The sequence below is a fragment of the Clostridium sp. KLE 1755 genome (genome assembly GCF_000466465.2).
Taxonomy (GTDB): Bacteria; Bacillota; Clostridia; order Lachnospirales; family Lachnospiraceae; genus Eisenbergiella; species Eisenbergiella porci.
Window position 1 is genome coordinate 141,468 of sequence record NZ_KE992782.1, and the last position, 24,229, is coordinate 165,696.

General features: G+C 48.7%; 20 protein-coding genes and 1 riboswitch. Of the genes, 18 read left to right on the forward strand and 2 right to left on the reverse strand.

The features are described from left to right. The first annotated feature begins 425 nt into the window (after positions 1-425). The 11 genes from HMPREF1548_RS28360 (at position 426) to HMPREF1548_RS28410 (ending at position 13,894) form a co-directional block, all read left to right on the forward strand. On the forward strand, positions 426-692 hold the full coding sequence (locus HMPREF1548_RS28360; protein ID WP_021640349.1) for a hypothetical protein: 267 nt from the start codon (positions 426-428) through the stop codon (positions 690-692). A gap of 953 nt (positions 693-1,645) precedes the next feature. Then, entirely contained in the window at positions 1,646-2,989 is a 1,344-nt protein-coding gene (aspS, locus tag HMPREF1548_RS28365; protein WP_021640354.1) for an aspartate--tRNA(Asn) ligase, read from the forward strand. Positions 2,990-3,046: 57 nt separating this feature from the next. Next, entirely contained in the window at positions 3,047-3,622 is a 576-nt protein-coding gene (locus HMPREF1548_RS28370) for an HD domain-containing protein (RefSeq protein WP_021640355.1), read from the forward strand. 119 nt (positions 3,623-3,741) lie between these two features. Then, positions 3,742-4,515 (forward strand): MBL fold metallo-hydrolase, encoded by a 774-nt coding sequence (locus tag HMPREF1548_RS28375; RefSeq protein ID WP_021640356.1) that lies wholly within the window; start codon positions 3,742-3,744, stop codon positions 4,513-4,515. Positions 4,516-4,749: 234 nt separating this feature from the next. Next, a complete protein-coding gene (locus HMPREF1548_RS28380) occupies positions 4,750-5,493 on the forward strand; it encodes an SDR family NAD(P)-dependent oxidoreductase (protein ID WP_025487471.1) in 744 nt (247 codons plus the stop codon). Positions 5,494-5,560: 67 nt separating this feature from the next. Further along, positions 5,561-6,229, forward strand: coding sequence for a flavin reductase (locus HMPREF1548_RS28385; RefSeq protein ID WP_021640358.1), 669 nt, complete (start codon positions 5,561-5,563; stop codon positions 6,227-6,229). A gap of 294 nt (positions 6,230-6,523) precedes the next feature. Next, on the forward strand, positions 6,524-7,597 hold the full coding sequence (locus HMPREF1548_RS28390) for an acyltransferase (protein ID WP_021640360.1): 1,074 nt from the start codon (positions 6,524-6,526) through the stop codon (positions 7,595-7,597). Between the two features lie 474 nt (positions 7,598-8,071). Further along, positions 8,072-8,989: a nucleotidyltransferase family protein gene (locus HMPREF1548_RS28395; protein WP_025487468.1), complete on the forward strand. Its 918-nt coding sequence runs from the start codon at positions 8,072-8,074 to the stop codon at positions 8,987-8,989. 78 nt (positions 8,990-9,067) lie between these two features. Further along, positions 9,068-10,084 (forward strand): UDP-glucose 4-epimerase GalE, encoded by a 1,017-nt coding sequence (gene galE / locus HMPREF1548_RS28400; protein WP_021640363.1) that lies wholly within the window; start codon positions 9,068-9,070, stop codon positions 10,082-10,084. Between the two features lie 674 nt (positions 10,085-10,758). Then, positions 10,759-11,457 carry a response regulator transcription factor gene (locus HMPREF1548_RS28405; protein ID WP_021640364.1) on the forward strand — a complete coding sequence of 233 codons (699 nt, stop codon included), beginning with the start codon at positions 10,759-10,761 and terminating at the stop codon, positions 11,455-11,457. After that, positions 11,432-13,894, forward strand: a complete 2,463-nt coding sequence (locus HMPREF1548_RS28410; RefSeq protein ID WP_055725955.1) for a sensor histidine kinase — start codon at positions 11,432-11,434, stop codon at positions 13,892-13,894. Before HMPREF1548_RS28405 ends, HMPREF1548_RS28410 begins: the two co-directional genes overlap by 26 nt. A gap of 146 nt (positions 13,895-14,040) precedes the next feature. On the opposite strand, the gene trhA is transcribed toward HMPREF1548_RS28410, so the two are convergent. Both trhA and HMPREF1548_RS28420 read right to left on the reverse strand, forming a co-directional pair. Beyond that, complete coding sequence (gene trhA / locus HMPREF1548_RS28415) at positions 14,041-14,691, reverse strand: PAQR family membrane homeostasis protein TrhA (RefSeq protein WP_035324381.1); 651 nt, start codon at positions 14,689-14,691, stop codon at positions 14,041-14,043. Between the two features lie 292 nt (positions 14,692-14,983). Beyond that, positions 14,984-15,250 carry a hypothetical protein gene (locus HMPREF1548_RS28420; RefSeq protein WP_021640368.1) on the reverse strand — a complete coding sequence of 89 codons (267 nt, stop codon included), beginning with the start codon at positions 15,248-15,250 and terminating at the stop codon, positions 14,984-14,986. Positions 15,251-15,428: 178 nt separating this feature from the next. Between HMPREF1548_RS28420 and HMPREF1548_RS28425 the strand changes: the two genes are divergently transcribed. From HMPREF1548_RS28425 to HMPREF1548_RS28460, 7 genes are all read left to right on the forward strand, one after another. After that, a complete protein-coding gene (locus tag HMPREF1548_RS28425) occupies positions 15,429-16,082 on the forward strand; it encodes a GTP pyrophosphokinase (protein WP_235931038.1) in 654 nt (217 codons plus the stop codon). Between the two features lie 704 nt (positions 16,083-16,786). After that, complete coding sequence (locus tag HMPREF1548_RS28435) at positions 16,787-17,686, forward strand: phasin family protein (RefSeq protein ID WP_025487464.1); 900 nt, start codon at positions 16,787-16,789, stop codon at positions 17,684-17,686. A gap of 63 nt (positions 17,687-17,749) precedes the next feature. Beyond that, positions 17,750-18,322, forward strand: a complete 573-nt coding sequence (locus HMPREF1548_RS28440) for a flavin reductase family protein (protein ID WP_021640373.1) — start codon at positions 17,750-17,752, stop codon at positions 18,320-18,322. A 77-nt stretch (positions 18,323-18,399) separates the two neighbouring features. Then, positions 18,400-19,971 carry a M23 family metallopeptidase gene (locus tag HMPREF1548_RS28445; RefSeq protein ID WP_021640374.1) on the forward strand — a complete coding sequence of 524 codons (1,572 nt, stop codon included), beginning with the start codon at positions 18,400-18,402 and terminating at the stop codon, positions 19,969-19,971. 376 nt (positions 19,972-20,347) lie between these two features. Beyond that, positions 20,348-21,640, forward strand: coding sequence for a UDP-N-acetylglucosamine 1-carboxyvinyltransferase (gene murA / locus HMPREF1548_RS28450; protein WP_021640375.1), 1,293 nt, complete (start codon positions 20,348-20,350; stop codon positions 21,638-21,640). A gap of 205 nt (positions 21,641-21,845) precedes the next feature. After that, a riboswitch (SAM riboswitch) is annotated at positions 21,846-21,944 on the forward strand. A gap of 79 nt (positions 21,945-22,023) precedes the next feature. Further along, positions 22,024-23,211 (forward strand): methionine adenosyltransferase, encoded by a 1,188-nt coding sequence (gene metK, locus HMPREF1548_RS28455; protein WP_021640377.1) that lies wholly within the window; start codon positions 22,024-22,026, stop codon positions 23,209-23,211. Between the two features lie 216 nt (positions 23,212-23,427). Then, on the forward strand, positions 23,428-23,655 hold the full coding sequence (locus HMPREF1548_RS28460; RefSeq protein WP_021640378.1) for a hypothetical protein: 228 nt from the start codon (positions 23,428-23,430) through the stop codon (positions 23,653-23,655). The last annotated feature ends 574 nt before the right edge of the window (positions 23,656-24,229 follow it).

The following is a 24,229-nucleotide window of genomic DNA, read 5'->3' on the forward strand; positions in this document are numbered from 1 at the left end:
TCGGTCTTGCGACCGAGTGGATTGAAATATGCACGATAAACTTATTATCCGGAAGAGGAAGTCTCGGTCTTGCGACCGAGTGGATTGAAATACTTATAATACTTTGACAACTGGTGGTGTCGGTGTCTCGGTCTTGCGACCGAGTGGATTGAAATAATTCAGCAGTAGGCGTTTTGCAGACCCTTGTTGGTCTCGGTCTTACGACCGAGCAGATAGAATAAGTATTAATATAATGTTGGATTTCCCCTGTTTTACTCGTTCTAATAAAGATACGCACATAGCAGTCCTCACAATTTATCCCTGCTTGTGTTATACTCCAACACACTTAAATGTTTATTTCTATAAAAAGATACAACATATACTAATTCTATTACATTTGTAAAACAACTAAATAATAAACAAATCAATTAACAGGAACCCCAAAAATGAAAGCACCTGAAATTAAAAAAATTGTAGAAAACAGATTCCAGGAACTTGGAGCAAGCAAAATTCTTCTCTCTCCATCAGATTATTGCTGGGAATTCCAAGGTGAATTTTACAAGATGACGGCCTTATCTGATTTTTGGATAATAGAGTGGACCAACAATCCTTTTTACGCACTTAATCAATGTTTTGAAGATGTGGATCCCATGCAATACGATTTATTAGAGCAACAAATAATTGAATATATTAATAAACTGCTGCAGCATTAATCAAAAAACCGGACAATTCAAGTTTAGTTGAACAAGTGAAATAGAAACATAACAGTTCTGTTTCACACATACTGACACTGCAATTTCCACTCCCGAATCACTTTCTTACGGTCGGCGCAGTAAATGTGCAGACGTGCCTGAACTGTAATGAGCTTATTACACAAACAATAAAAAATACCAATCTACCCTACAAATTAATTCACAACATAAAGACTTTCCGCCAATAAAAAACTTCCCTCATAAAAAATCTCCTGTCTGCCGTTAAATATTTTCCCTTCCCCAGTTGACACATCCGCCGGCCAGTGCTAATATAAACAAAAATCACAGGCAGGTATCAGTTCGCCGGCAGATCATCCGTTTACCATAAATTCTGCCAGGCCAGCTCTCATACCGGAAAGGCGCAAGCCATGCTGAAAAGTCTGAACAGCAAACTTCACAGGGACGACGATAGGCGGCGTTTGTATCGGCTGATGTAGAAATCATCGCAGGTACAAGCGCTTTCCGTGTTGTACCTGTGTGGAATAAATAACTTTTGTTTTTTATCAATCAAAAGAGTCCACACTGGTAATGAAATTTACCTTTGAGGGCTTTTTTATTTTACTCAAAAACAGGCACCTTATAGCGGAAACAGGAAAAATACTCCCCCTGCCTGCAGGAATGAGAATATGTGATTTTAAAAGCGCCCTCAAATTCGCTGCTTTTTTACATTACCGGCTTCCGGCCGGTCCGGCTGCTGATAACCCGCAGAAAACCCCTGCTGGTTGATATCCCCTATGGAAAGGATGTGGTACAATGAGACATAAAGACGATGTCCAGATGGATTTCATATCTCCTTAAATCAGTACACGCGCGGCAGCCGTGAGGCTGACACGTCTGTTTGTCCCGCAGCCAGCGGGATTAAATAATAAACGTAACCCATGTTTTGCATACACCAATAAGGAGATAATATAATCATGATTCATTTGGAAAAAATACAGGCATCCCCCATGATAAACAACCCATCCCCGGAGCAGCTTGCAGCCAGCCTGAACAAGCAGGCGGTTCTGCATGGCAGTGTTCACAGAATCCGGAAAATGAGCGGATTTTCGTTTCTCATCCTGCGCACTGCGGACAGCCTCATCCAGTGTATCCTGGAACCTGAAAAGTGCCGCATAGAAGGCCTGCTTAAGGAAGAAGCCTGTATCCGGGCCGAAGCCACTGTGACGGAGGAGCCTCGTTCCCGCACCGGCTGGGAGCTTCATCTGACGGAAATAAAAGTCCTTTCTTCCCCGGAGGCGGAAATGCCGGTGGTCATTCATGGGAAAGAAATCGATGCATCTCTGGAAACCATACTGGACTATCGGCCGCTCACTCTGAGAAATGAAAAGCAGCGCGCAGTTTTTAAAATTCAGGAAGGGCTGTGCAGATGCTTTCGTAATTTTCTTGAACAGGAACGGTTTACCGAAATCCATACACCGAAAATCGTATATCAGGGGGCGGAGGGCGGCGCCAATATTTTTCATCTGGACTATTTCGGCAAGGACGCCTATCTGGCGCAAAGCCCGCAGTTCTATAAGCAGATGATGGTTGGCGTATATGAAAGAGTTTTTGAAATCGCCCCGGTATTCCGCGCGGAGAAGCATGATACCGCAAGACACCTGAACGAGTATACAAGCGTGGACTTTGAAATGGGCTATATTGACAGTTTTACAGATATCTGCCGGATGGAAGCGGCCATGCTTGGTAGCGCACTGCGGTTTCTCCGGGAAAAATACGCGCCGGAGCTTGCCCTGCTGAAGGTACGGCTGCCGGAGCAGCTGCTGGAAACAGGGGAAATCCCGTCCATTCGTTTTCATGAGGCCAAACAATGGGTTGCCAAAGCTTATAGCCGTCCGGCCAGTGAAAAGGATGATTTTGAACCGGAGGAAGAAAAACTGTTGTCCCGGCTCATAAAGAAGGAAACCGGCAGTGATTTTGTATTCGTTACCCATTACCCGACTGCCAAGCGTCCCTTTTATGCCTGTGAGGACGTTGGAAACCCGGCGGTAACACTGAGCTTTGACCTCCTGTTCCGGGGACTGGAGGTGACGACCGGCGGACAGCGCATCCATGAATATTCCGTCCAGCTGGAAAAAATGAAGCGTATGGGAATGGATCCGTCGCTCTTTGAAAGCTATCTTTGGATACACAGGGCCGGAATGCCTCCTCACGGCGGATTGGGCCTGGGCCTGGAACGATTTACGGCCCGCCTGCTGGAGCTGGACAATGTCCGCCAGGCATCCCTGTTCCCAAGGGATATCCACAGGGTCACTCCCTGATATAAATTCCGGCGGCCCGGGCGATGGCAGAAAGACGGAGAAAAACAGGAGAAAAAAATGGAAAGATTAAAAAATTATTTACAATTTATAAATGAAGCGGAGCAGCTTAAAAATGTACTCCGTACCGCCTGGACCAGCGAAGGAAAACAGGAGAGCACTGCAGAGCATTCCTGGAGGCTTGCCCTTCTGGCTATGGTCATCCTGGAGGAATATCCCCGGCTGGACAGCCTGAAAGTGATAAAAATGGCATTGCTTCATGATATCGGGGAAATCAGGGAAGGCGACATCTCCGCCGCGCTGCGTCCTGATCCCGGGGAAAAATATCTGGCGGAGGAAAGAGGAGCATCCGGGCTGTTTTCGCTCCTCCCTCCGCAGCTGGAAAAAGAATATATGGATCTGTGGAAGGAATATAATGAAGCAGTCAGCAAAGAGGCACGCCTGGTAAAAGCCCTGGATAAGGCGGAAACCATTATGCAGCACAACCAGGGCTGCAACCCGGCTGGTTTTGATTATGATTTTAATCTGGAGTACGGACAGGAATATTTTAGCGGAGATCCCCTGCTTGCGGAATTCAGACAGATTCTGGATACAGACACAGGGAAAAGGAAGGAGGATGAAAAAGAAGGAGGGTGAAAAAGAAGGCGAAATAAAAGCGCGGCAGAAAAAGAACGGGTAGAGTTTTTTCCCTGACTACGTTATAATAAACACAGCCTGGCCTGATATTAAGGGCCTGAAGAAGGAGATGACAAAGGATGAAAATTACCTGGTATGGAACAGCTTCCATTTTGCTGGAGTCGGAGGGAGAGCGGCTTCTGTTCGATCCCTTTGTGGAACTGGCCGGAGCAAGCAACCCGAACAGTCTGGAGGATTTTGTGCAGGAAACGGATATCTGCATCACGCATGGACATGTGGATCATCTTTTTTTCATACCGGAAATCCTGGAACAGGCCGATGCCACGGTTTTTGCCACCCGGGCTGTGATGAATACCCTGGAAGGATGGGTGGAAGACACAGGCTGCCTGGTGGAAGTGGAACCGGGATACAGCTGGCGTCAGGGGAATATGAGGATAACGGTTCTGAAGGGAAAGCATACGTCATTTTGTGCAAAAACGGTTTTCAGGAAGCTGTTAAACCCGAGGCTGCTCCGATATTTCCGCAATGCACTGTTTCTGGCCTGGGCGCATCCCAGATTCCCGGAAAAGGGCGAAACGGCCGCCTACCAGATAGAGGCGGAGGGGAAACGCATTTTACTTCTTGGAAGCATGGAGCTGGATCCGGACACAGTTTATCCGGAAAATGCGGATCTTCTCATACTTCCCTATCAGGGGAAGGAAAATATGGCGGAAGCAGCCATGGAAATTGTGGAACGCCTGAAGCCGGCACGTATTCTGCTGGACCATTTTGACGACGCGTTCCCGCCCGTATCCGAGGAGGTAGATACCCGGCCGTTTAAAAAGGCCATGGATGAAAGGCATCCGGAAATTAAAGTGGTGAAGCCCAAAGCCGGAAAGCCCGTAACGCTGTAGAGCTTGTAATACTGTAAAGCCCATAGCGCTGTAAAACCCACAAAAGAAGCAGTAAGACCGTCCGATAAAAGTATGTTTTCCGAAGGATGCGGGAAAGCTTTTATCAGACGGTTTTTTTATAAATAAATATGGCCGGAGAATGCAGGAAGATGCTTGACAACCAGGCAGATTATGGTATGATAAAATCAGTAATGATTATTATTTTTAAAAAATAATAAAATGGGGGTAAGCACTATGTTGAAAGGTAAGGTTGCAGTAGTAACCGGGGGAACAAGAGGAATCGGTTATGCAATAGTGAAAAAGTTTCTGGAAAACGGGGCCTCCGTAGTCCTTTGGGGCTCAAGACAGGAAACCGTGGACAGGGCGCTTGAGAGGCTTCGCCAGGATAATCCGGACTGGCAGGTTACCGGCATGGCTCCGGATCTGGGAAGCTACGAAGAAGTAGCCCGGGCGCTGGATTCCGTTAAGAAAAAATACGGCAAAATCGATATTATGGTAAACAATGCAGGAATATCTGCGAGAGACAGCTTATATGATTATAACCCGGAGGATTTTGACAGGATTATGGATCTGAATGTCAATTCCGTATTCCGCTGCTCCAAGGCGGCGGCAGCAATTATGAGGGAGCATGGCGGTGGTGTGATATTAAATACCAGCTCCATGGTGAGCTTTTACGGACAGCCGGCCGGTTCAGGCTACCCGGCATCCAAATTTGCGCTGAACGGTCTGACCAAATCTCTGGCGAGAGAGCTTGGCAGGGATCATATCCGTGTCAATGCGGTAGCACCCGGCGTTACCCGTACGGATATGATGGAAGCGGTTCCTCAGGAAGTGATAGAGCCGATAGTAAGGACGATTCCGCTGGGAAGGCTGGGAGAGGCGGAGGATATAGCCAACGCGTTCCTTTTCCTGGCAAGCGATATGGCCTCCTATATTACAGGAGCCATAATTCCGGTAGACGGCGCGGCAATGACCTGAGCCTGAAAAAGCCGGTATCGGTAACAACAGTACATGAGTGCCTCAGTGCACAGACGGGAGTGAAAAGATGAATACAATGATTTTCAGAGACATGTCCTACGGTGTTTATGTTACTACCTCAATGGATGGTAACCGTCCGGTAGGATGCATTACCAACAGCATAATGCAGATTACATCGGATCCGGCTACCATTGCGGTTAGCGTAAACCATGATAACTATACCAATTCCTGTATCGATAAGACCGGGAAATTCGCATTTTCCATACTTTCAGAAAAATCCGACCCCTCCATTATCGGAACCTTTGGTTTCCACAGCTGCCGGGATACGGATAAATTCAGTAACGTGGATTATGAAATGGCGGCCGGGCTTCCTGTAATCAAGGATTCCTGCGGCTATGTGGTTTGCCGTGTCATTGATACGATGGAAACCCAGACCCATACTGTTTTCCTGGGAGAAGTGGTGGAAGCGGAAAGCTATGGAAATGACAGCGCTGCCATGACTTACGCTTATTATCATAAGGTAATAAGGGGAAAAGCCCCGAAGAATGCGCCGACCTACCTTCCCGAGGCGGACGGTGCGGCGGAAGAAAGCTCCCAACCATCCGGTGATGCAAAGAAAACCGGAAAATGGATATGCCAGGTATGCGGTTATGTATACGAAGGAGAAGAGCTTCCCGCAGATTTTAAGTGCCCGATTTGCGGCCAGGGAGCGGATAAATTCAAGAAGGTGGAATGACCGGACAGAACCGGCTCACCTGACAGAGTAAGCAATATAACATGAAAAATAAGGATCAGCACCAGTCCGTACCACCTGGGAAACGGCTTGTGCCGGTCCTTTTGTTATGCCATAATACAGCCCGGTAAAAATTGCCGGAAGGTTGCTTTTCCCGCGAATGTATCATACAATTGATTACAGCACCGCAGCCAGGGTACTCTGCCCCTTTAAAAAGAAGCCGCAGCGCACCCGGGGCAAAACTGCGGCCCGCTTTCCCTGCTGCAGATAAAGCTTACAGAATAAAAGGAGCAAGCCATGCAAAAGAGAATCCAGTATCTGGATATCATCAAAGTAATTTCAATTTTCCTGGTGGTTTTCTGCCATTTCGTCCTGCTTTCGGAGACTGTGCCCGCCAATATCCTCATGGTAGCCTGCTGGTCTGGCGTCCCCATGTTTTTTATGGTAAACGGGGCGCTGCTTTTCACCAGGCCGCTGAAGCTGGAAAAACACATCCGGAAAACAATCCTGATTTATATTGTACTTGTTGCCTGGAGGCTTATCTATCTCTTTACCGTCGGACCGCTCTGCCAAATTTCTCCGCTGGGCTTTGGCAGGAACCAGATTCTTACCTATCTTTTCACCTTTGGCAGCCTGGACGGTATCGGAACGGGCCATCTGTGGTTTATTGAAGCCCTGCTGGCGGTTTATCTTGTATTCCCCCTGTTCCGCATCGCCTGGGATCATCAGGCAGGAAGAAAAATCATACTCTTTTTTGCCGCTTTCGGCATCCTGATGACCAACGGCCTGACCGGCCTGCAGATGCTTTTGGATGCACTCTGCGCTAAGGGCCTGATCGGCATATATTCCCTGGAAGGACTGGAAATACTCAATCCCTTCGGCATCTATGCGAATATGCTGGGCTTTTTCCTGTTCGGCGCCTGGCTCCACACAGCGGGCACCTTTAAAAACAGCCTTACCGCACAGCGTCTTCTCGGACTTCTTCTGTCCGCTGCAGGACTTTTGGGTATGTGGGGCGTAAAATGGTACACCAGCAAAAATCCGGCCTGGGACGGCATCCTTCTTGTCCAGGGCTACCGTCACCTTCCGGTGGTTCTTCTTGCCGCAGGCATTTTCCTCGCCTGCCGCGGCCTGAAAATAAGAAACCGGGCCATAAATGCCGCTGTTACCGCGGTGGCAAGCAGGACGCTCGGTATCTATTACCTGCACTGGATATTCGGCTGGATGCTGGTTCCCTATATGGCCCTGCTTTTTTCCGGCTTTAATATAGGAACCAACCTGCTGAAAACAGTTGTCCTGATAATACCCGCCTTTCTCCTCACCCTCCTTCTGGAAAAAATACCGGTTATAAAACACCTTGTAACGGGATGAGCCAGGACCGGTAAATCAGCAGAGCTTAATTACCATTCAGGCAAATCCGCGCCTTTACGCCGCAGCCGTAAGAAAGTGCTCCAGGAGTGCCCCCCAACCCGTCGCCGGAGGCGGTTTAGGATGGATTCCGGCAGGAACTGTAAAGGGAAAAAACAGTAACCCAAAACTAAACGTGACAAAAAAAGGCATTTTTGGCAATTTGATTCCCATCTGTGCTTATGCTATAATAACGATAGCGGCCGGAGAAAACCTTCCGGCAGAGTAATAAAAACTTAAGGGAACCATGTTAACATTTTGACAGCTCTTCCTAACAAATAAGAGTTGCGGTATATATTGGTTCCCGTATAAAATGAAAGGGTAAAGTGAAGCAGGCCTGCAGACTTTACAGAAACAATCCAACAACTTCACAGGATGGATGCAAGCTTCACAGACCCTTTTTTCAGCGTGTTAAAGCACGCAGAAGGGGAGCAGAATATGGATAAACCGGTATTGGTAATTCTGGCAGCAGGAATGGGAAGCCGCTACGGCGGACTGAAGCAGATTGACCCTGTAGACGATAAGGGTCACAAGATTATTGACTTTTCCATGTATGATGCTGTCAGGGCAGGATTTCAGAAGGTAGTTTTCATCATTAAGAAGGAAAACGAAAAAGATTTCCGGGAGTGCGTGGGTGACATAGTCAGCAAGCATATCGATGTGGAATATGTATTCCAGGAGCTGGACAAGGTTCCTGAAGGATTCCAGATTCCGGAGGGCAGAGTAAAGCCCTGGGGAACAGCACATGCGATTCTGTGCTGCAAGGGCGTGGTAAACGGCCCCTTCGCAGTAATCAATGCAGATGATTATTATGGAAGAAGCGCTTTCCAGACCTTGTACGATTTCCTGACAACCCATCAGGACGATGAGAAATACCGCTATGCGATGGTAGGCTATGAACTGGGCAATACCCTGACTGAGAATGGTTCCGTGGCAAGAGGCTGCTGTGTCACCGATGAAAACGGATTCCTGAAGACCATTGCAGAACGTACCAAGATTGTAAAGACGGCGGACGGGGCCGCTTATACGGAGGATGACGGAGCAACCTATGTACCGCTTCCGCTTGATACACCCGTATCCATGAATATGTGGGGCTTTTCCGCAAGCATCCTGGATGAACTGGAAAGTGCGGTAAACAGCTTCTTTGAGAATGAGGTTCCGAAGAACCCTCTGAAATCGGAATGCTTCCTTCCCATCGAGGTGGATAAGCTGCTGCAGCAGGGCAAGGCAACCGTAGAAGTGCTCTCCTCCAAGGATAAATGGTTCGGCGTAACCTATAAGGAAGATAAGCCTTTCGTTATGGAATCCATTGCCAAACTGAAAGCAGACGGCGTATATCCTGATGTTTTATGGTAAATTATTGTAACAGTTTTGTTTTCTGGACTGTTGCGAATCATTGGCTTTAGCCGTTCATACGGCGGATAGGAGGAAACCATGGCAATTTTAGTAACAGGCGGTGCCGGATATATCGGCAGCCATACAGTAGTGGAACTGCAGAACGCGGGCTATGACGTAGTCGTTCTGGATAACCTCAGCAATTCCAGCGAGAAATCTTTACAGCGTGTAGAGGCGATCACAGGAAAGCACGTTCCCTTTTATAAGGCGGACATTCTTGACAGGGATGCCCTGAACGAAATCTTTGAAAAAGAAACAATTGATTCCTGTATCCATTTCGCAGGGCTGAAGGCAGTGGGCGAATCTGTTGCCAAGCCGTGGGAGTACTATGAAAACAATATCGCAGGAACCCTGACTCTGGTAGACGTTATGCGTAAGCACAACGTGAAGAACATTATCTTCTCATCCTCCGCAACCGTTTATGGAGACCCTGCATTTATCCCGATTACCGAGGAATGCCCCAAGGGACAGTGCACCAACCCTTACGGCTGGACGAAATCCATGCTGGAGCAGATTCTTTCCGACATCCAGAAGGCCGATAATGAATGGAATGTAGTTCTCTTACGCTATTTCAATCCCATCGGTGCCCATAAGAGCGGAACCATCGGCGAGAACCCCAACGGTATCCCCAATAACCTGATGCCCTACATCACCCAGGTTGCCGTAGGCAAGCTGAAAGAGCTTAACGTATTCGGCGACGACTACGACACCCCCGACGGAACCGGCGTCAGAGACTATATCCACGTAGTAGACCTGGCCAGGGGACACGTAAAGGCCCTTAAGAAAATCGAAGATAAATCCGGCCTCAACATCTACAACCTGGGCACCGGCAAAGGTTACAGCGTCCTCGATATCGTAAAGAACTTCGAAGAAGCAACCGGCGTTAAAATCCCTTACGTAATCAGAGACCGCCGCCCCGGCGATATCGCCACCTGCTACTCTGACGCTTCCAAAGCAGAAAAAGAGCTCGGCTGGAAAGCGGAATACGGCATCAAAGAAATGTGTGCCGACTCCTGGAAATGGCAGTCCCAGAATCCCAACGGCTACGAAGACTGATAAAATACAAAAAGCTTTTTAATACAAAAGCATCACCTCAGAACGGTTTGCAGCATTCCCCAAACAACAGCTGCAAACCGTTCTTTTTGTACGCCTGACACCGCGCGCCTCCCCACCCCAAGCCCCTCCAAAAACCGCCCCGCTTCAAATTATCACCCCAATCTGTTCTATTCTATAACTGCTCAGTACCCTCACAACACAGTTTCTTTTTTCCAATTGTGAACCCCGGCATTCTGTAGTAAACTAAAACCAACCCCACACCACAATCCCCATTAGTAAAAAATCAAACCACAAAGAAACCAACCCCTTCACACCTCTTTGCTGCCTTTTCAACACAACGTTCCTACAAAAACCCCTCACAACCTACCGGTTCCGTCGTCTCTGCGGCGCTGTGTATGGCAGGTCCGGCAGGGGCAGGGGATGGAACCGGGTCGTCTAAAAACGCCGGTTCTTACGCCGCGTATTTTGCGGCGTTAGCACCGCTGCGTTTTTAACCGAGCGAGAGCGTGCCCGGCTCCATCCCCTGCCCCTGCCGGGACTGCCATACACAGCGCCGCAGAGACGACGGAACTCACACCCCCAGATTGTTAAGATTTTTGTAAGAATCCCCCCCACATGTTTGTAAGACATCCGGTTTACACTAAAACCAAGCTCAAAGGAGGAACTGTCCTGAAATGAATGAATGTATACTGGTAGTAGATGATGACCGGGAAATCGTAAAAGCCATAGCCATTCTGCTGGAAAAGGAAGGCTACGTGGTGCTGCGCGCCTACGACGGCCTGGAAGCGCTTGATATGCTGGCTTCAAATCAGGTGCAGCTGCTCATCATGGATGTGATGATGCCCCGGCTGGACGGCCTGTCAGCGGTAATGAAAATCCGGGAGAAAAGGAATCTTCCCATCATTGTGCTCAGCGCCAAAAGCGAGGATTCCGACAAGGTTCTGGGATTATCCATGGGAGCCGACGATTATGTGACCAAGCCCTATAATCCGCAGGAGCTGGCAGCCAGGGTAAAAAGCCATCTGCGCCGCTACACCCGGCTGGGCGATATCCACGCTTCAGAGCAGACGGAGGAACTGACCAACGGCCGTCTCTGCTTCCGGACAAATGAACGGGTTCTTTATGCGGACGGGGAACCGGTAAAGCTTACGGCTACGGAAACAAAAATCATGGAGCTGCTGATGCGGAATCTGGGCAGGGTATTTCCCGCGGAAGAAATCTACCGGCGTGTATGGGAGGAAGAAGCCTATGCCCCGGAAAATACGGTAATGGTACATATCAGGCGTATCCGTGAGAAGATAGAGCTGAATCCGAAGGAGCCAGAATATTTAAAGGTGGTATGGGGAATTGGATACAAAATGGAAAAGAAGTAAAAGATGGATAGGAGCAATGGCCTTTTTTCTGGGAATGACTCTGCTTTTGGTTGATATTTTCCGGCTGACGGCTGCAGCTGCCGGCGGAAAACTGGGTCAGGATATCCCGGATGCCCTGCAGGCGGATTATCAGAATACATCCGCCTTCCAATTTTATATGGAAGGCTATCTGCAGGATTTCCTCGCCATGGCCTCCGGAGGAAGCGTCAGTTTTTCCTGGACAGAGAAACAGCAGACAAGGGCGATATCCTACAGCAGGAACATGGGGACGGAGGTCTTTGGCTATGGAAATGTAGCGGTCTTCGGCGTACAGGGGAGCCTGGGAAGCAGTGACTCGTCTTCCATTACGCATATTACTGTAACCTCAGATGTTGCGCCCGGTGATTCTACATCAGTTGCTACAACCTCAGGAACTTCAGTTTCGGAAGCTGAGGACTCTGAAGCTGCAGTAGCCGTTGCTGAGGAAAGGGCGGATGAACGGCAGGCAGCGGAGTCAGCTGTGGAAGAGAGTACGAATGAACTGCAGCCGGAGGCGGGAGAAGCTGGTGAGCCACAGGAGGGACAGCCGGCGGATAACAAAGCGGCGGCGGACGAAGCCCATGAAATGCTGAAGGAATGCAAGAACCTTCTGTATACGATTGTGTATGATGATGAAATCCTCTACAGCAATGCAGACGGCATGGCGCTGGATGGGGAAAAAGGCGAACTGCCGGACGGATACAATTTCCTCCTTTATTTTGACGGAGAGAAGGTCACTATAAAGAAGAATGGAAAGGATTTGAACATTTACGGGGACGGCCAATACCGTAATGACGGCGGCTGGTTTGTGCCCGGCTATAAGAATTTCCCCGTGGATGAAAAATATGGCAAGGCCAGGATTACAATAGCCGCTATTGATGAACCGCAGCTTTATACGGTTGCCTTTTATGGAGATGGCTATGGCTATTATGACGGCGGAAACCGGCTGTACCAGATTGTACAGGATATGCAGGAAACAAGGGATGAGATGGGCAGCTTTTGTTTTACACTGGCTGCTGCAGCAATTTTCCTGCTTGTGAGCAGGATTTTCAGGAAGGAAAAAAGGCAGGCGGACAGAAAGCTGGCATTTTTTACGGGAAAGCTGTGGTACGAGGTAAAGATCCTGATTTTTCTGATTCCCGCAGGCTTTCTGGTGTATCAGTTCATTCCCATGATTAATAATGTATATTACGGCGGCCTGAATCCCGACATTTATTATGAATATGCCCTGAAACGCATTATTCCGCTGGAGCTGGTGGTATTCTGGATGCTCTGGCTGGCACTTAATGATGCCTGTTATAACAGGCATGTCTGGAACAACAGCCTCTGCGGACGTATCCGGCACAGCCTGGGGGTAAAACAGCTGCAGTACCCGTTCCAGCAGCGCATGCTCAGGCGTTACCGTAAAATAATGCTCTTGTCCGCATTTGTAATTATTATCCTGCTGGTTATCATAGTTGCGTGGGTACGCGGGGAATATTCCTATTGGGCGGCGCTGACTGCAGTGGCGGTCATTGGCATTGTGGGTGTGTCAGCCGCTGAAATCAGGTATCTGATGCAATTGAGCAGGGAAGCGCAGGATATGGGGGATCTGGTGGATCAGATCAGTGCGGTCAGGGAAGGCGATATGGAAGCGCCCCTGTACCTTCCGGAGGATTCCGATCTCCACGATGCGGTAACCAATCTGAATGAAATACAGGGAGGAATGAAGGAGGCCATCAAAGAACAGCTGCAGAGCGAGCGGATGAAGGTGGAGCTGATTGCCAACGTTTCCCATGATATAAAAACGCCGCTGACTTCCATCATCAGCTATGTGGAGCTGCTGAAGGAGGAAGAGGGGCTGCCGGACCATGTAAAGGATTATATTTCCATTCTGGAAAGTAAATCCCAGCGCCTGAAAACCATGGTGCAGGATGTATTTGAGGTAAGCAAGGCGGCATCCGGGGAGCTGCCCGTAAAGCTGGAAACCATTGATTTTGCGAAGCTGCTCAGACAGACGATGGCGGATATGGAGGAAGAGATACACAGCTCCTGTGTTACCGTCAGGGCGCAGATTCCGGAGGAAGAGGAGTTTATAAGGGCTGACGGCCAGCGGCTGTACCGGGTATTCCAGAACCTGATTCAGAATGCCCTGAAATATTCCCTGGACGGGTCACGGGTATACATTGCCCTGAAAAGAGAGGACGGCATGCTGACGGCCAGCGTCACCAATACATCAGCGGATGAGCTGGACGGAAGTATTGATTATACCGCGCGTTTTACCCGCGGCGACAGCAGCCGTACGGACGGCGGAAGCGGGCTGGGCCTGTCCATTGCCCGGAGCTTTACAGAGGCCTGCGACGGAACCTTCCGGATTGCTATTATTGCGGATCTGTTCACTGCATATGTAACATTTAAAGCAGTGAGCCCGGAAGAATAATAAATGGCTGACTGAAAGAAGGATTATAATTAAGAAGCTATTATAAAAAATGCTTCAGGGCTAAGCAGACGGCTTGGTCCTGAAGCATTTTTAGTTCTGTGAGCGCGGCCTTAAAATAAAGCTCTTCGCGTATATTCCATTTAAAACTATGCCACATATTTAAACATAAAGATGAAATGGCAGATGCTTCCGCCCATTACAAACAGATGGAAAATTTCATGAGATCCGAAATATTTATGTTTGTTGTTAAAAATAGGAAGCTTCAGCGCATAAATGATACCGCCTGCTGTATATATCAGCCCTCCTGCCAGAAGCCAGAGGAAGGCGGCCCGGGGAAGTGTATCCCACAGCTGGCCGAACACTGCCAGGCAAATCCAGCCCATGGCGATATAGACTACGGAGGAAAACCATTTGGGGCAGGTAATCCATACCGCTTTAATAGTCATTCCGAAGATGGCAACGCCCCAGACAACGGCCAGAAGCGTATATCCCAGCTTGCCGCCAAGGACTACCAGGCATATGGGGGTATAGGAGCCTGCTATCAGGACGAAAATCATCATATGATCAATCTTGCGGAATACCCGAAGAATCCGTCCTCCCACATTGATGGAATGGTAAGTGGCGCTGGCGCCGTACAGCAGAATCATACTTGCAATGAAAATGATCATTGCAATAAAAACAACTGGCTGATTGGATAACACAGCCTTTATCAACAGTGGAGTGGAAGCGATGATAGCCATCATCATTCCAATGAAATGGGTTATTGCACTCCCGGGTTCTCTGATTGTAACACTCATAATAATGCCTCCTGTTCTAGCAATCATGACAAAATACAACATGTAGTTTTGATAACTACGTCTTACATATTATGATACTACAACATATTATTTGGAGTGTCAATGAAAATATACAAATATATTTTCGTGTATATCTGAAGGCCGGTGCTGGCTGCCGGCATGCCCTGCTGAAAGACAAACAGGCTCCTCTTCGTAAGAAAGGCAGGCATCAGCGGTAATGCAATCCCTGGCTGCATACATTATATCGCAGGCTCAAAAAGCAATAAATAATGTTCGCTCACAAAAACAAAGCTCAGTCTTCTTCGATTACCTGAATTTCCAGAAAATCAAAATCGATCTGTTCAACAAAATTATCCGGGGTAAATCGGGCCTTGCTGTGTTTTTTGAAATCATGTATCGTAGCATCAAGCCACATGGGCTTGCCAAGGTCGAACTGATAGCAGATTTCGTCCAGAGCATTGAATACCTTATGCGTTCTTGTTTCCGATGAATCATCACAAATCACCGTATCGCGTAGCATTCTGTTATCCTTAAATATTTTTGCCCATAAACGGAACATAAGAATCACCTCATAATCTGTATTATTTTTGTGCGTCTGAGAATAATCATAGTTTAGCGGAAAGAAAAGGGAAAGGCAATAGAATACGGTTTTTATTAATTTTTTGTAAACTTTCCATGTTCACTGCAAATCTATGGTATAATAACATCGTAAAAAAGTTAAATTGAGGATGAAATTGATGAAGCAAGTGGAATATGTAGTAGATAATGAGAACCAGGTGGACAGCTGGCAGGAAGTCACCCTGGTTTATAGTGCGGCACTGAAGCAGATAAATACGAAGCTGGAAATCCTGAATGATGAATTCCAGCATGTGCATCGCTATAATCCGATAGAGCATATCAAGTCCCGTATGAAGACCTCGGAAAGCATAGTAAAGAAGCTGAAGAGGTACGGTTACGAATCCACAATAGAGAATATGGTAAAGTACATCAACGATATTGCAGGAATACGCGTGATCTGCTCTTTTACGTCTGATATTTACCGTATTGCTGACATGATAGGAAACCAGAATGATATCAAGGTGATTTCTGTCAAGGACTACATCAAGCATCCCAAGGCCAGCGGCTACAAGAGCTATCACATGCTGGTGACGGTGCCGGTATTCCTGTCGGACCGGATTGTGGAGGTAAAGGTGGAAATCCAGATCAGGACGGTCGCCATGGATTTCTGGGCCAGCCTGGAACATAAAATCAATTATAAATTTGAAGGGAATGCCCCCCAGCATATTAAGACGGAGCTTGTGGAATGCGCAAGGATGGTGTCGGATCTGGATGCGAGGATGCTGTCGCTGAATGAAGAGATACTTAGTCTTAGCGGGGAGAGGGATGATTAGCAGACAGAGTGTATGGCTTTCGGTTAAGAGGATGGAAAGCGGGAAGTGAGAGTGGGGATGTGCAGTCCGCCGGGGCAAGCCCTGATACGCTGCGCGTACCAGGGCTTGAGGCTGTCGCCTCATGGAATAAAAAGGATAAGGCTGCAGGGAAAAGCGAGCTTTCCCCTGCAGCCTTATCCTTTTTATTCCGCCCGGCTCATAGTGGGCAAAAGTGAGGAGTGCCCCGACACCATAGGCGCCGGGGCTATTATGAAAAAATTTATCTATGTTTGCTAAGTGAATGTTACTGTTTGTTTCCCTTGAACTTATGAACTAAGTATAGCAATGAATTATGAATAAATTATGAACAAGATGTAAATGTATAGTGAATTATAATAAAAATTAAAATGTACATCATTGAAAATAGTGCATAATACACAAAAAAGCCGGGCGGGCAGTGAGAAGGAGGGAGAATAAGCGGTTGTAAAATCAGGGGAATGATGCTAAAATGGGGAAAATAGCGGGATTATGTCTGCTTTTGCAGATACCGGCTTTGGGCGGAATGAAACTGCATGCCCCTGCGGCGGACAGGGTGGACCTGCGGCGTGAGGGCATGGGTTATATATAACAGAATACAGTCAGAGTTTCGGAACAGGGTGAAGGAACGGATGATTTGCGGCCGGAGAGCGCTGTCGCCGGACAGTTTACACGGGAGGATTTTTCAGATGGACAATTACAGAGATGATTCGGCTTACCGGATGGGCCAGGCGGGCTCCATGACGCCGGATGCGCAGGAGGCGAAGCGCCTCAGGAACCAGCTGGTGGAGTATGACGGATATCTTCAGGAAATGAGAAAATCCAATATGAAGAATGTGGAAACGCTGGATGTGATTCAGCGCTACACGGATAAAAGCACTGCCGGAATCCAGAAGCTGACGGAGGAAAGCGCGGCGGGAATGCAGAAGCTGGCGGAAGAAAGCCTTCATGGAGTCCAGAAGCTGGCGGAGGAATGTGCGGCAGGGCTGCGCAGATATTCTGCTGACGGGACCAACAGCCTGAAGCAGCTGGCGGAACATGGAACCAGCAGCCTGCGTCAGTTATCCGAGAGCGGGACGGATAGCCTGAAGCAGATGGCTGAGGACGGTACCTCCGGCATAGCGAGGGTATCGTCGGCGGGAGAAGAAGGCCTTGGCAGACTTACAACAGACGGAGTGGAGAAGCTGTCCCATCTTGCGGAGGTAAGCCTGCAGCAGCTGGAAGGGATTACGGAGGAGAGCCTGGACAGAATTCGTGAGCTGACACAGGAGAGCCTTTCCAAAATCCAGGAAGTGAATAACAGAAATATTGAAACGGCCGAACGAGTGGAGGAAATCCGTGAGCTGGTGGCCGGACAGACAGAGAGCCTGCGGGAAATGCAGAAGCAGGCCGATGATTTTAACCATAAGGAAAATGTAAAGGTATACCGGAATGTCCAGGCAGTGGTTGTGGAGGAAGTGAAGAAGCAGACGGAAGAGCTGAAGGAGTCCAACAAGGGACTGAAGCCGTTGCTTATCGTTACGCTGGCGGCAACCCTGGCTAATGTGGCGCTGTTTATTTTACAGATTTTGGGAATACTTGGAATGTAAGAGAGAAAAATTTGGCCGTTTATGGCATAATCAGGGAAGCATCAGGAAGGAGCCTCAGGATACATGGGAAAACAGGAATGGAAGCCGGGAAACATGCTTTATCCCCTGCCGGCAGTTATGGTCAGCTGTGCGGACAAAAAAGGAAACAGCAACATACTTACCGTCGCATGGGCAGGCACCGTATGTACCAATCCGCCCATGGTTTCCATATCGGTGCGTCCTGAGAGGTATTCTTATGCTTTTATAATGGAAACAGGCGAATTTGTAATCAACCTGACCACGGAGAAGCTGGCCTGGGCCGCAGATTTCTGCGGGGTCAGAAGCGGCAGGGATACGGATAAATGGAAAGAGGCCCGTCTGACTCCGGTACCGGGGCATGTAGTAAAGGCCCCTTTGATTCAGGAAAGCCCGGTGAGCCTGGAATGCCGTGTCAGGCAGACGCTTCCGCTGGGAAGCCATACCATGTTTGTGGCGGAGGTGGTTTCCGTAAGCGTGGATGAAGCGTATATGGATAAGAATAACCGGTTCCATCTGGATAAGTCGTCTCCCATCTGCTATTCCCACGGCCGTTATTACGCGCTTGGAAAAGAAGTGGGAAAGTTCGGCTACAGTGTTGCAAAGAAGAAAAACAAGTAACCGTCCGGCAGCTGTGAAGGAACGGATCAATTACGAAAAAATAAGGATATAAGGTTTCGGGAAGAAAAGCGGAATTCATGGAAAGTATTACGAAATATTACAGAAGAGTACAGGCGACATTTATTTTAACGGCGTTCTGCGTGATAGCAGCCGCTGTTCTTTTTGCACCCTCCTTCGGAAGGTTTGTACACACAGGGGACAATGTGGCGGACATTCTGCTTAACGGCGTTATTGTGGGTTGTACGGATGAGCCGGAAAAGGCGGAGGATATACTGCAGAGCGCAAGGGAAGAGCTTGTGAGGGATAACCAGGATCTTGTATTCATGACGGCGGATTTGGAGCTGCAGGGGAAAAGTATGGTTTTCGGCGCGGTGGACAGTGACAGGACCATCCGTCAGAATATGAAGGACGTACTGAAGGACAGCATCTGCAAAACGCTGCAGCATGCATATACGGTAAAAATAAACGAATATACGGTCAACCTGAAAACAAGCGGGGAGGTTCTGTCCCTGCTTTCCGCCTGTCTCAGTGAATACGATCCGGACGGTGAATATGTGGTGGATCTGGTGGTGGATCCGGTACGTGAGCTGAATGTGCTGACCACTTCTATCTGCCCGGCCGATAAGCGTAAGAATCCGGATGAGGTGGGGCTGAGCGCCGGGGTAGGACTGCTTTTTGATGAAGTATTCGAACAGGCCGTGCCCACAATGGCAGGAGATTTTGACAGTCTGGATTATGGGCTGGTGGATCTGGCGTATGCGGACACGGTGGAAGTGGTGGAAGCCTACCTGATGGAGGATGAAATCACCAGCCTGTCGGATGCTATAGACCAGGTGACCAAGGAACAGGAAAAAGAGCAGATATATGAAGTGCAGTCCGGGGATACCCTTTCCCAGATCGCGCTGAATAACGGCCTGACTGTGGACGGGCTGGTTGCTATTAATCCGGGGCTGGAAAGCGCGGATTCTACCATAAGGGTTGGTGATGAACTGATTATAACAGTGCCCGAGCCTGAGCTTTCCGTCATTCATCAGGAGCTGGTTTATGCGGAAGAAAGCTATGATGCGCCGGTGCAGTATGTGGACGTGGATGACTGGTATACCACAAAGCAGGAGGTGGTGCAGGAGCCTTCCGCCGGACACCGTAAGGCAGCGAGCATCGTAACCTATAGAAACAGCGAGGAGATTGGCGAAGAAATCATTCTTGAAGAGGTGGATTACGAAGCGGTTCCCAAGATTGTAAAAAGAGGGACCAAGGTTCCGCCTACTTATATTAAGCCCATTTCGGGAGGACGGCTGTCATCAGGCTTTGGGGGCCGGAACGCACCGACCAGGGGTGCCTCCACCAACCATAAGGGAATTGACTGGGCAACGCCTGTGGGAACCGCCGTCATGGCCTCCTCCGGCGGAACCGTAACAAGGGCCGGCTGGGGAAGTGGCTACGGTTATGTTGTGTATATCCAGCATGCGGACGGAAGAGAAACCAGATACGGCCATCTGAGCAAGGTGCTGGTTTCCCCGGGACAGAAGGTCAGCCAGGGCCAGAAAATCGCTCTCAGCGGAAATACCGGACGGAGCACGGGACCTCACGTACATTTTGAAATGCGTATTAACGGACAGGCGGTGAACCCGCTTAAATATCTGAATTAAAATAAATATTAAATGGGTAATTCCATCATTTTACGGGTAAAATTATGATGCATAGTTACAAATTTTATACTTCCCGTGGAAAATGTAGGTGGAATTACCCATTTACAAAGTAAAAAAATGTGTTATAATCGCATATGGATTATTAAGTGGCAAAATTTTTGTATATATGGTATAATAATCGAAAATTTGTATGTCAGATTTTACTAATGATGAGTTTGCATAAAGAGAGGCTGACAGTCAATAATAATTTTTGAAAAGTGACAGTCCGGTCAGGCTATTATAAAAAGTTGGTAATCAGTGGAAATCGTGTGAAGGGATCCGTATGCCGGTGGGCGCGCTGCTGCTGCGCTAAGCCCGCATACATAAAGAGGTTGATATGGAACAATATATGGTTGAAGGCGGGAATCCGCTTGTTGGTGAAGTGGAGATAGGCGGTGCCAAGAACGCAGCGCTTGCCATACTGGCAGCTTCGGTAATGACAGATGAAACGGTTCTGATTGAAAATATGCCCGATGTCAGGGATACGAATATACTGCTCCAGGCGATGCAGAGCATTGGTGTAATTGTGGAGCGTGTGGACAGGCATTCCGTGAAAATCAATGCCTCCCTTATCCATGAACTTGTAATTGAAGATGACTATATTAAGAAAATCCGTGCGTCCTACTATCTGCTGGGCGCTCTTTTAGGCAAATACAATAAAGCAGAGGTCGCTCTTCCTGGCGGCTGCAACATCGGAAGCCGCCCCATTGATCAGCATATCAAGGGCTTCAAGGCTCTTGGTGCGGATGTGCGCATTGAACACGGCCTGATCATTACGGAGGCCGAGAAGCTGAAGGGCAGCCATCTCTATATGGACGTAGTCAGCGTGGGCGCAACCATCAATGTTATGATGGCCGCAGCCATGGCGGATGGAATGACCATTATTGAAAATGCGGCAAAGGAGCCTCATGTGGTGGATCTTGCCAATTTCCTTAACAGCATGGGCGCCAATATCAAGGGCGCAGGTACGGATGTGATCCGTATCAGGGGCGTGGAACGCCTTCATAAGACGGAATACACCATCATACCAGATCAAATCGAAGCGGGGACCTTTATGTTTGCCGCCGCCGCCACCCGCGGTGATGTTACGGTAAAAAATGTAATTCCCAAGCATCTGGAATCCATCAGCGCCAAACTGATGGAGATTGGCTGTGAGGTGGAAGAGTCCGATGACGCAGTCAGGGTTGTAGCATCCAGGCCGCTGAACCATACCCATGTGAAAACCCTTCCTTATCCCGGATTCCCCACGGATATGCAGCCCCAAATCACTGTTGCGCTGGGACTTTCCCAGGGGACAAGCATCGTAACGGAAAGTATTTTCGAAAACCGTTTTAAATATGTGGATGAGCTTACCAGAATGGGCGCCAACATTAAAGTAGAAGGGAATACGGCGATAATTGACGGCGTGGGTCGCTACACCGGCGCAAGCATTACGGCTCCGGATCTCCGGGCAGGCGCGGCGCTTGTGATCGCGGCACTTGCAGCGGAAGGGATCTCCACCGTGGATGATATCCGCTATATCGAAAGAGGCTATGAGAATTTCCCCGAAAAGCTCAGGGGTCTCGGCGCAATGATAGAAAAAGTCGATAACGAAAGAGACGTAAAAAAATTTCGTTTTAAGGTAGTCTGATCTGAGCTCCTGAAACAGCGGAAATATTAAAACAGCGGCATCCCAGGCTGTTTATTTTCCTGTATCCGGATGCCGGTGGGAATATAATACTCCTGTTTTTTCAGTTTTTTGGACATTTCCCGGGAAATGTCCCGTTGACAGAACGCAGCATATGGTGTATTGTAAGGAACGTAGTCACAGATAAGAAAATTCAATATTGTATCATCTCTTATTCAGAGTGGTGGAGGTACATAGGACCTGCGAAGCCACGGCAACCCCGTCAGAGGAAGGTGCCAACCTGAGCGAGCATTTCGAACAATAAGAGGATTTGATTATCATTAACATCGGGTCCGCTTATAGCGGACTTTTTTTATTGCAGGACAAAATGTCCAAAAGGAGGAAACATGGAGAAACATTTATTTACTTCTGAATCCGTAACCGAAGGCCATCCCGATAAAATGTGCGATGCCATCTCCGACGCGGTTCTTGACGCGCTGATGGAGCAGGATCCCATGAGCCGTGTAGCCTGTGAAACCTGCACCACCACCGGCCTTGTTATGGTAATGGGAGAAATCACCACAAAAGCATACGTGGATATCCAGAAAATCGTGCGCGATACCGTGCGTGAAATCGGCTATACCAAATCCGAATATGGCTTTGACGCCAACACCTGCGGCGTTATGGTAGTTCTTGACGAACAGTCCCCCGACATAGCCATGGGCGTTGACAAAGCGCTGGAAGCCAAGGAACATAAAATGACGGATGCCCAGATCGAAGCCATCGGCGCCGGAGACCAGGGCATGATGTTCGGTTTTGCCACCAATGAAACCGAAGAATACATGCCTTACCCCATCAGCCTTGCCCATAAGCTGGTAAAACAGCTGACTAAGGTGCGCAAGGACGGAACCCTTCCTTACTTAAGGCCTGACGGAAAGAGCCAGGTAACCGTGGAATACGATGAAAATGAAAAGCCCATCCGCCTGGAAGCCGTTGTCCTTTCCACGCAGCATGATGCCGACGTAACCCAGGAACAGATCCATGAAGACATCAAAAAATATGTTTTCGATCCCATTCTGCCCGCAGAGCTGATTGACGATGAAACCAAATTCTACATCAATCCCACCGGACGCTTCGTGATCGGCGGACCCAATGGCGACAGCGGACTCACCGGACGTAAAATCATTGTGGATACCTACGGCGGATATGCCCGTCACGGCGGCGGCGCTTTCTCCGGAAAGGACTGCACCAAGGTAGACCGCTCCGCAGCCTATGCAGCCCGCTATGTGGCAAAGAACATCGTTGCCGCAGGACTGGCCGATAAATGTGAAATCCAGCTCTCCTACGCCATCGGCGTGGCTCAGCCCACCTCCATCATGGTTGATACCTATGGAACCGGAAAGCTCTCCGATGAGAAGCTGGTGGAAATTATCCGTGAAAACTTCGACTTAAGACCGGCCGGAATCATCAAAATGCTGGATCTGCGCCGCCCGATTTACAAACAGACCGCAGCTTACGGCCACTTCGGCCGCCACGACCTCGACCTCCCCTGGGAGAAACTGGACAAAGCGGAAGTCCTGAAGAAATACCTCTAAAATCACAGCCCGCGGCTGTCCGCTGCCTTTGCATCAAATATGCAGGCTCCGGACAGCCGCGTATTTTTTACCATATTTTTAACTCTTTAGCCGTTTGGCACAACAAATCCACTGACCGGCCAAACAGTTAACTTTGATTTTACATAAATTTTGCACTTTCTGGATAGATATAAAGAATAGCATCTGTTACGCTTTATCCAGGAAGGAGGAATTTATATGGAAAACAATACAATCACCCCTCAATTCTCACTGAAGACACTTCTATACAAATTACCCCCAAAATTATTTCTGATTACCAATACCATTCTGTGGTTTGCCGCAGGCCTAATCATAACCCCGCTGCTGCAAAACCTGATCCCTGTCACCCCTGCCGCTGCAGCCGCATTCCTCGCCCTCACCGCAGGATATGCCGGAGCGGTTGGTATTTTAATAAGAAGAAACTGATCGGGAATGGAAGGGCGCTTCAGGCCCATTCCCATCCTCCCTATTCCCGGCGGGGCGTCGTCCGGCTGGCTGTTTTGAGGGGGATGTTTCCTGCTCCAGCCTCAAAAACGGGGTGTTTCTAACTGTCCCGGAATACCAGAATCCTGCCAACGCGGCTGAACTTCTCACACCGGCGGCTCTGCCGCCGGCGTTCGGCGGACAAGCCGCTAAGGACGGCATAATTCTGGTATCCCGCAACAGTAAGAAACATCCACCGTTTTTTCCAATGGAGCAGGAAACACCCCCACAGCATCCCCCCTCAAAACAGCCAGCCGAACGACGCCCCACCGGGGACAGGGAGGATGGGACTGGGCCTGAGGCTCTTTACCCGGCAGATTTTTTTATAAACGGACCATAAAAAAGTGTTCTAATTTACTGCCCGGGAAACAATATACCAAAGTGAGTAAACCTCCACTGCCCAACATCAATCTTTCCCTTCTCTTTTTCTTTTCTTTTATCCCTTATCTTTCTACCTTCCTTTTTACAATAATGTAGAGGCAGCCTTGAGAGCGGCGGGGGATGGGGGCGGAAGGGG

Bases quoted from the DNA above. Each gene is read 5' to 3' on its own strand.
- HMPREF1548_RS28360 (WP_021640349.1), top strand. From the start codon at position 426: ATGAAAGCACCTGAAATTAAAAAAATTGTAGAAAACAGATTCCAGGAA.
- aspS (WP_021640354.1), top strand. From the start codon at position 1,646: ATGATTCATTTGGAAAAAATACAGGCATCCCCCATGATAAACAACCCA.
- HMPREF1548_RS28370 (WP_021640355.1), top strand. From the start codon at position 3,047: ATGGAAAGATTAAAAAATTATTTACAATTTATAAATGAAGCGGAGCAG.
- HMPREF1548_RS28375 (WP_021640356.1), top strand. From the start codon at position 3,742: ATGAAAATTACCTGGTATGGAACAGCTTCCATTTTGCTGGAGTCGGAG.
- HMPREF1548_RS28380 (WP_025487471.1), top strand. From the start codon at position 4,750: ATGTTGAAAGGTAAGGTTGCAGTAGTAACCGGGGGAACAAGAGGAATC.
- HMPREF1548_RS28385 (WP_021640358.1), top strand. From the start codon at position 5,561: ATGAATACAATGATTTTCAGAGACATGTCCTACGGTGTTTATGTTACT.
- HMPREF1548_RS28390 (WP_021640360.1), top strand. From the start codon at position 6,524: ATGCAAAAGAGAATCCAGTATCTGGATATCATCAAAGTAATTTCAATT.
- HMPREF1548_RS28395 (WP_025487468.1), top strand. From the start codon at position 8,072: ATGGATAAACCGGTATTGGTAATTCTGGCAGCAGGAATGGGAAGCCGC.
- galE (WP_021640363.1), top strand. From the start codon at position 9,068: ATGGCAATTTTAGTAACAGGCGGTGCCGGATATATCGGCAGCCATACA.
- HMPREF1548_RS28405 (WP_021640364.1), top strand. From the start codon at position 10,759: ATGAATGAATGTATACTGGTAGTAGATGATGACCGGGAAATCGTAAAA.
- trhA (WP_035324381.1), bottom strand. From the start codon at position 14,691: ATGAGTGTTACAATCAGAGAACCCGGGAGTGCAATAACCCATTTCATT.
- HMPREF1548_RS28420 (WP_021640368.1), bottom strand. From the start codon at position 15,250: ATGTTCCGTTTATGGGCAAAAATATTTAAGGATAACAGAATGCTACGC.
- HMPREF1548_RS28425 (WP_235931038.1), top strand. From the start codon at position 15,429: ATGAAGCAAGTGGAATATGTAGTAGATAATGAGAACCAGGTGGACAGC.
- HMPREF1548_RS28435 (WP_025487464.1), top strand. From the start codon at position 16,787: ATGGACAATTACAGAGATGATTCGGCTTACCGGATGGGCCAGGCGGGC.
- HMPREF1548_RS28440 (WP_021640373.1), top strand. From the start codon at position 17,750: ATGGGAAAACAGGAATGGAAGCCGGGAAACATGCTTTATCCCCTGCCG.
- HMPREF1548_RS28445 (WP_021640374.1), top strand. From the start codon at position 18,400: ATGGAAAGTATTACGAAATATTACAGAAGAGTACAGGCGACATTTATT.
- murA (WP_021640375.1), top strand. From the start codon at position 20,348: ATGGAACAATATATGGTTGAAGGCGGGAATCCGCTTGTTGGTGAAGTG.
- metK (WP_021640377.1), top strand. From the start codon at position 22,024: ATGGAGAAACATTTATTTACTTCTGAATCCGTAACCGAAGGCCATCCC.
- HMPREF1548_RS28460 (WP_021640378.1), top strand. From the start codon at position 23,428: ATGGAAAACAATACAATCACCCCTCAATTCTCACTGAAGACACTTCTA.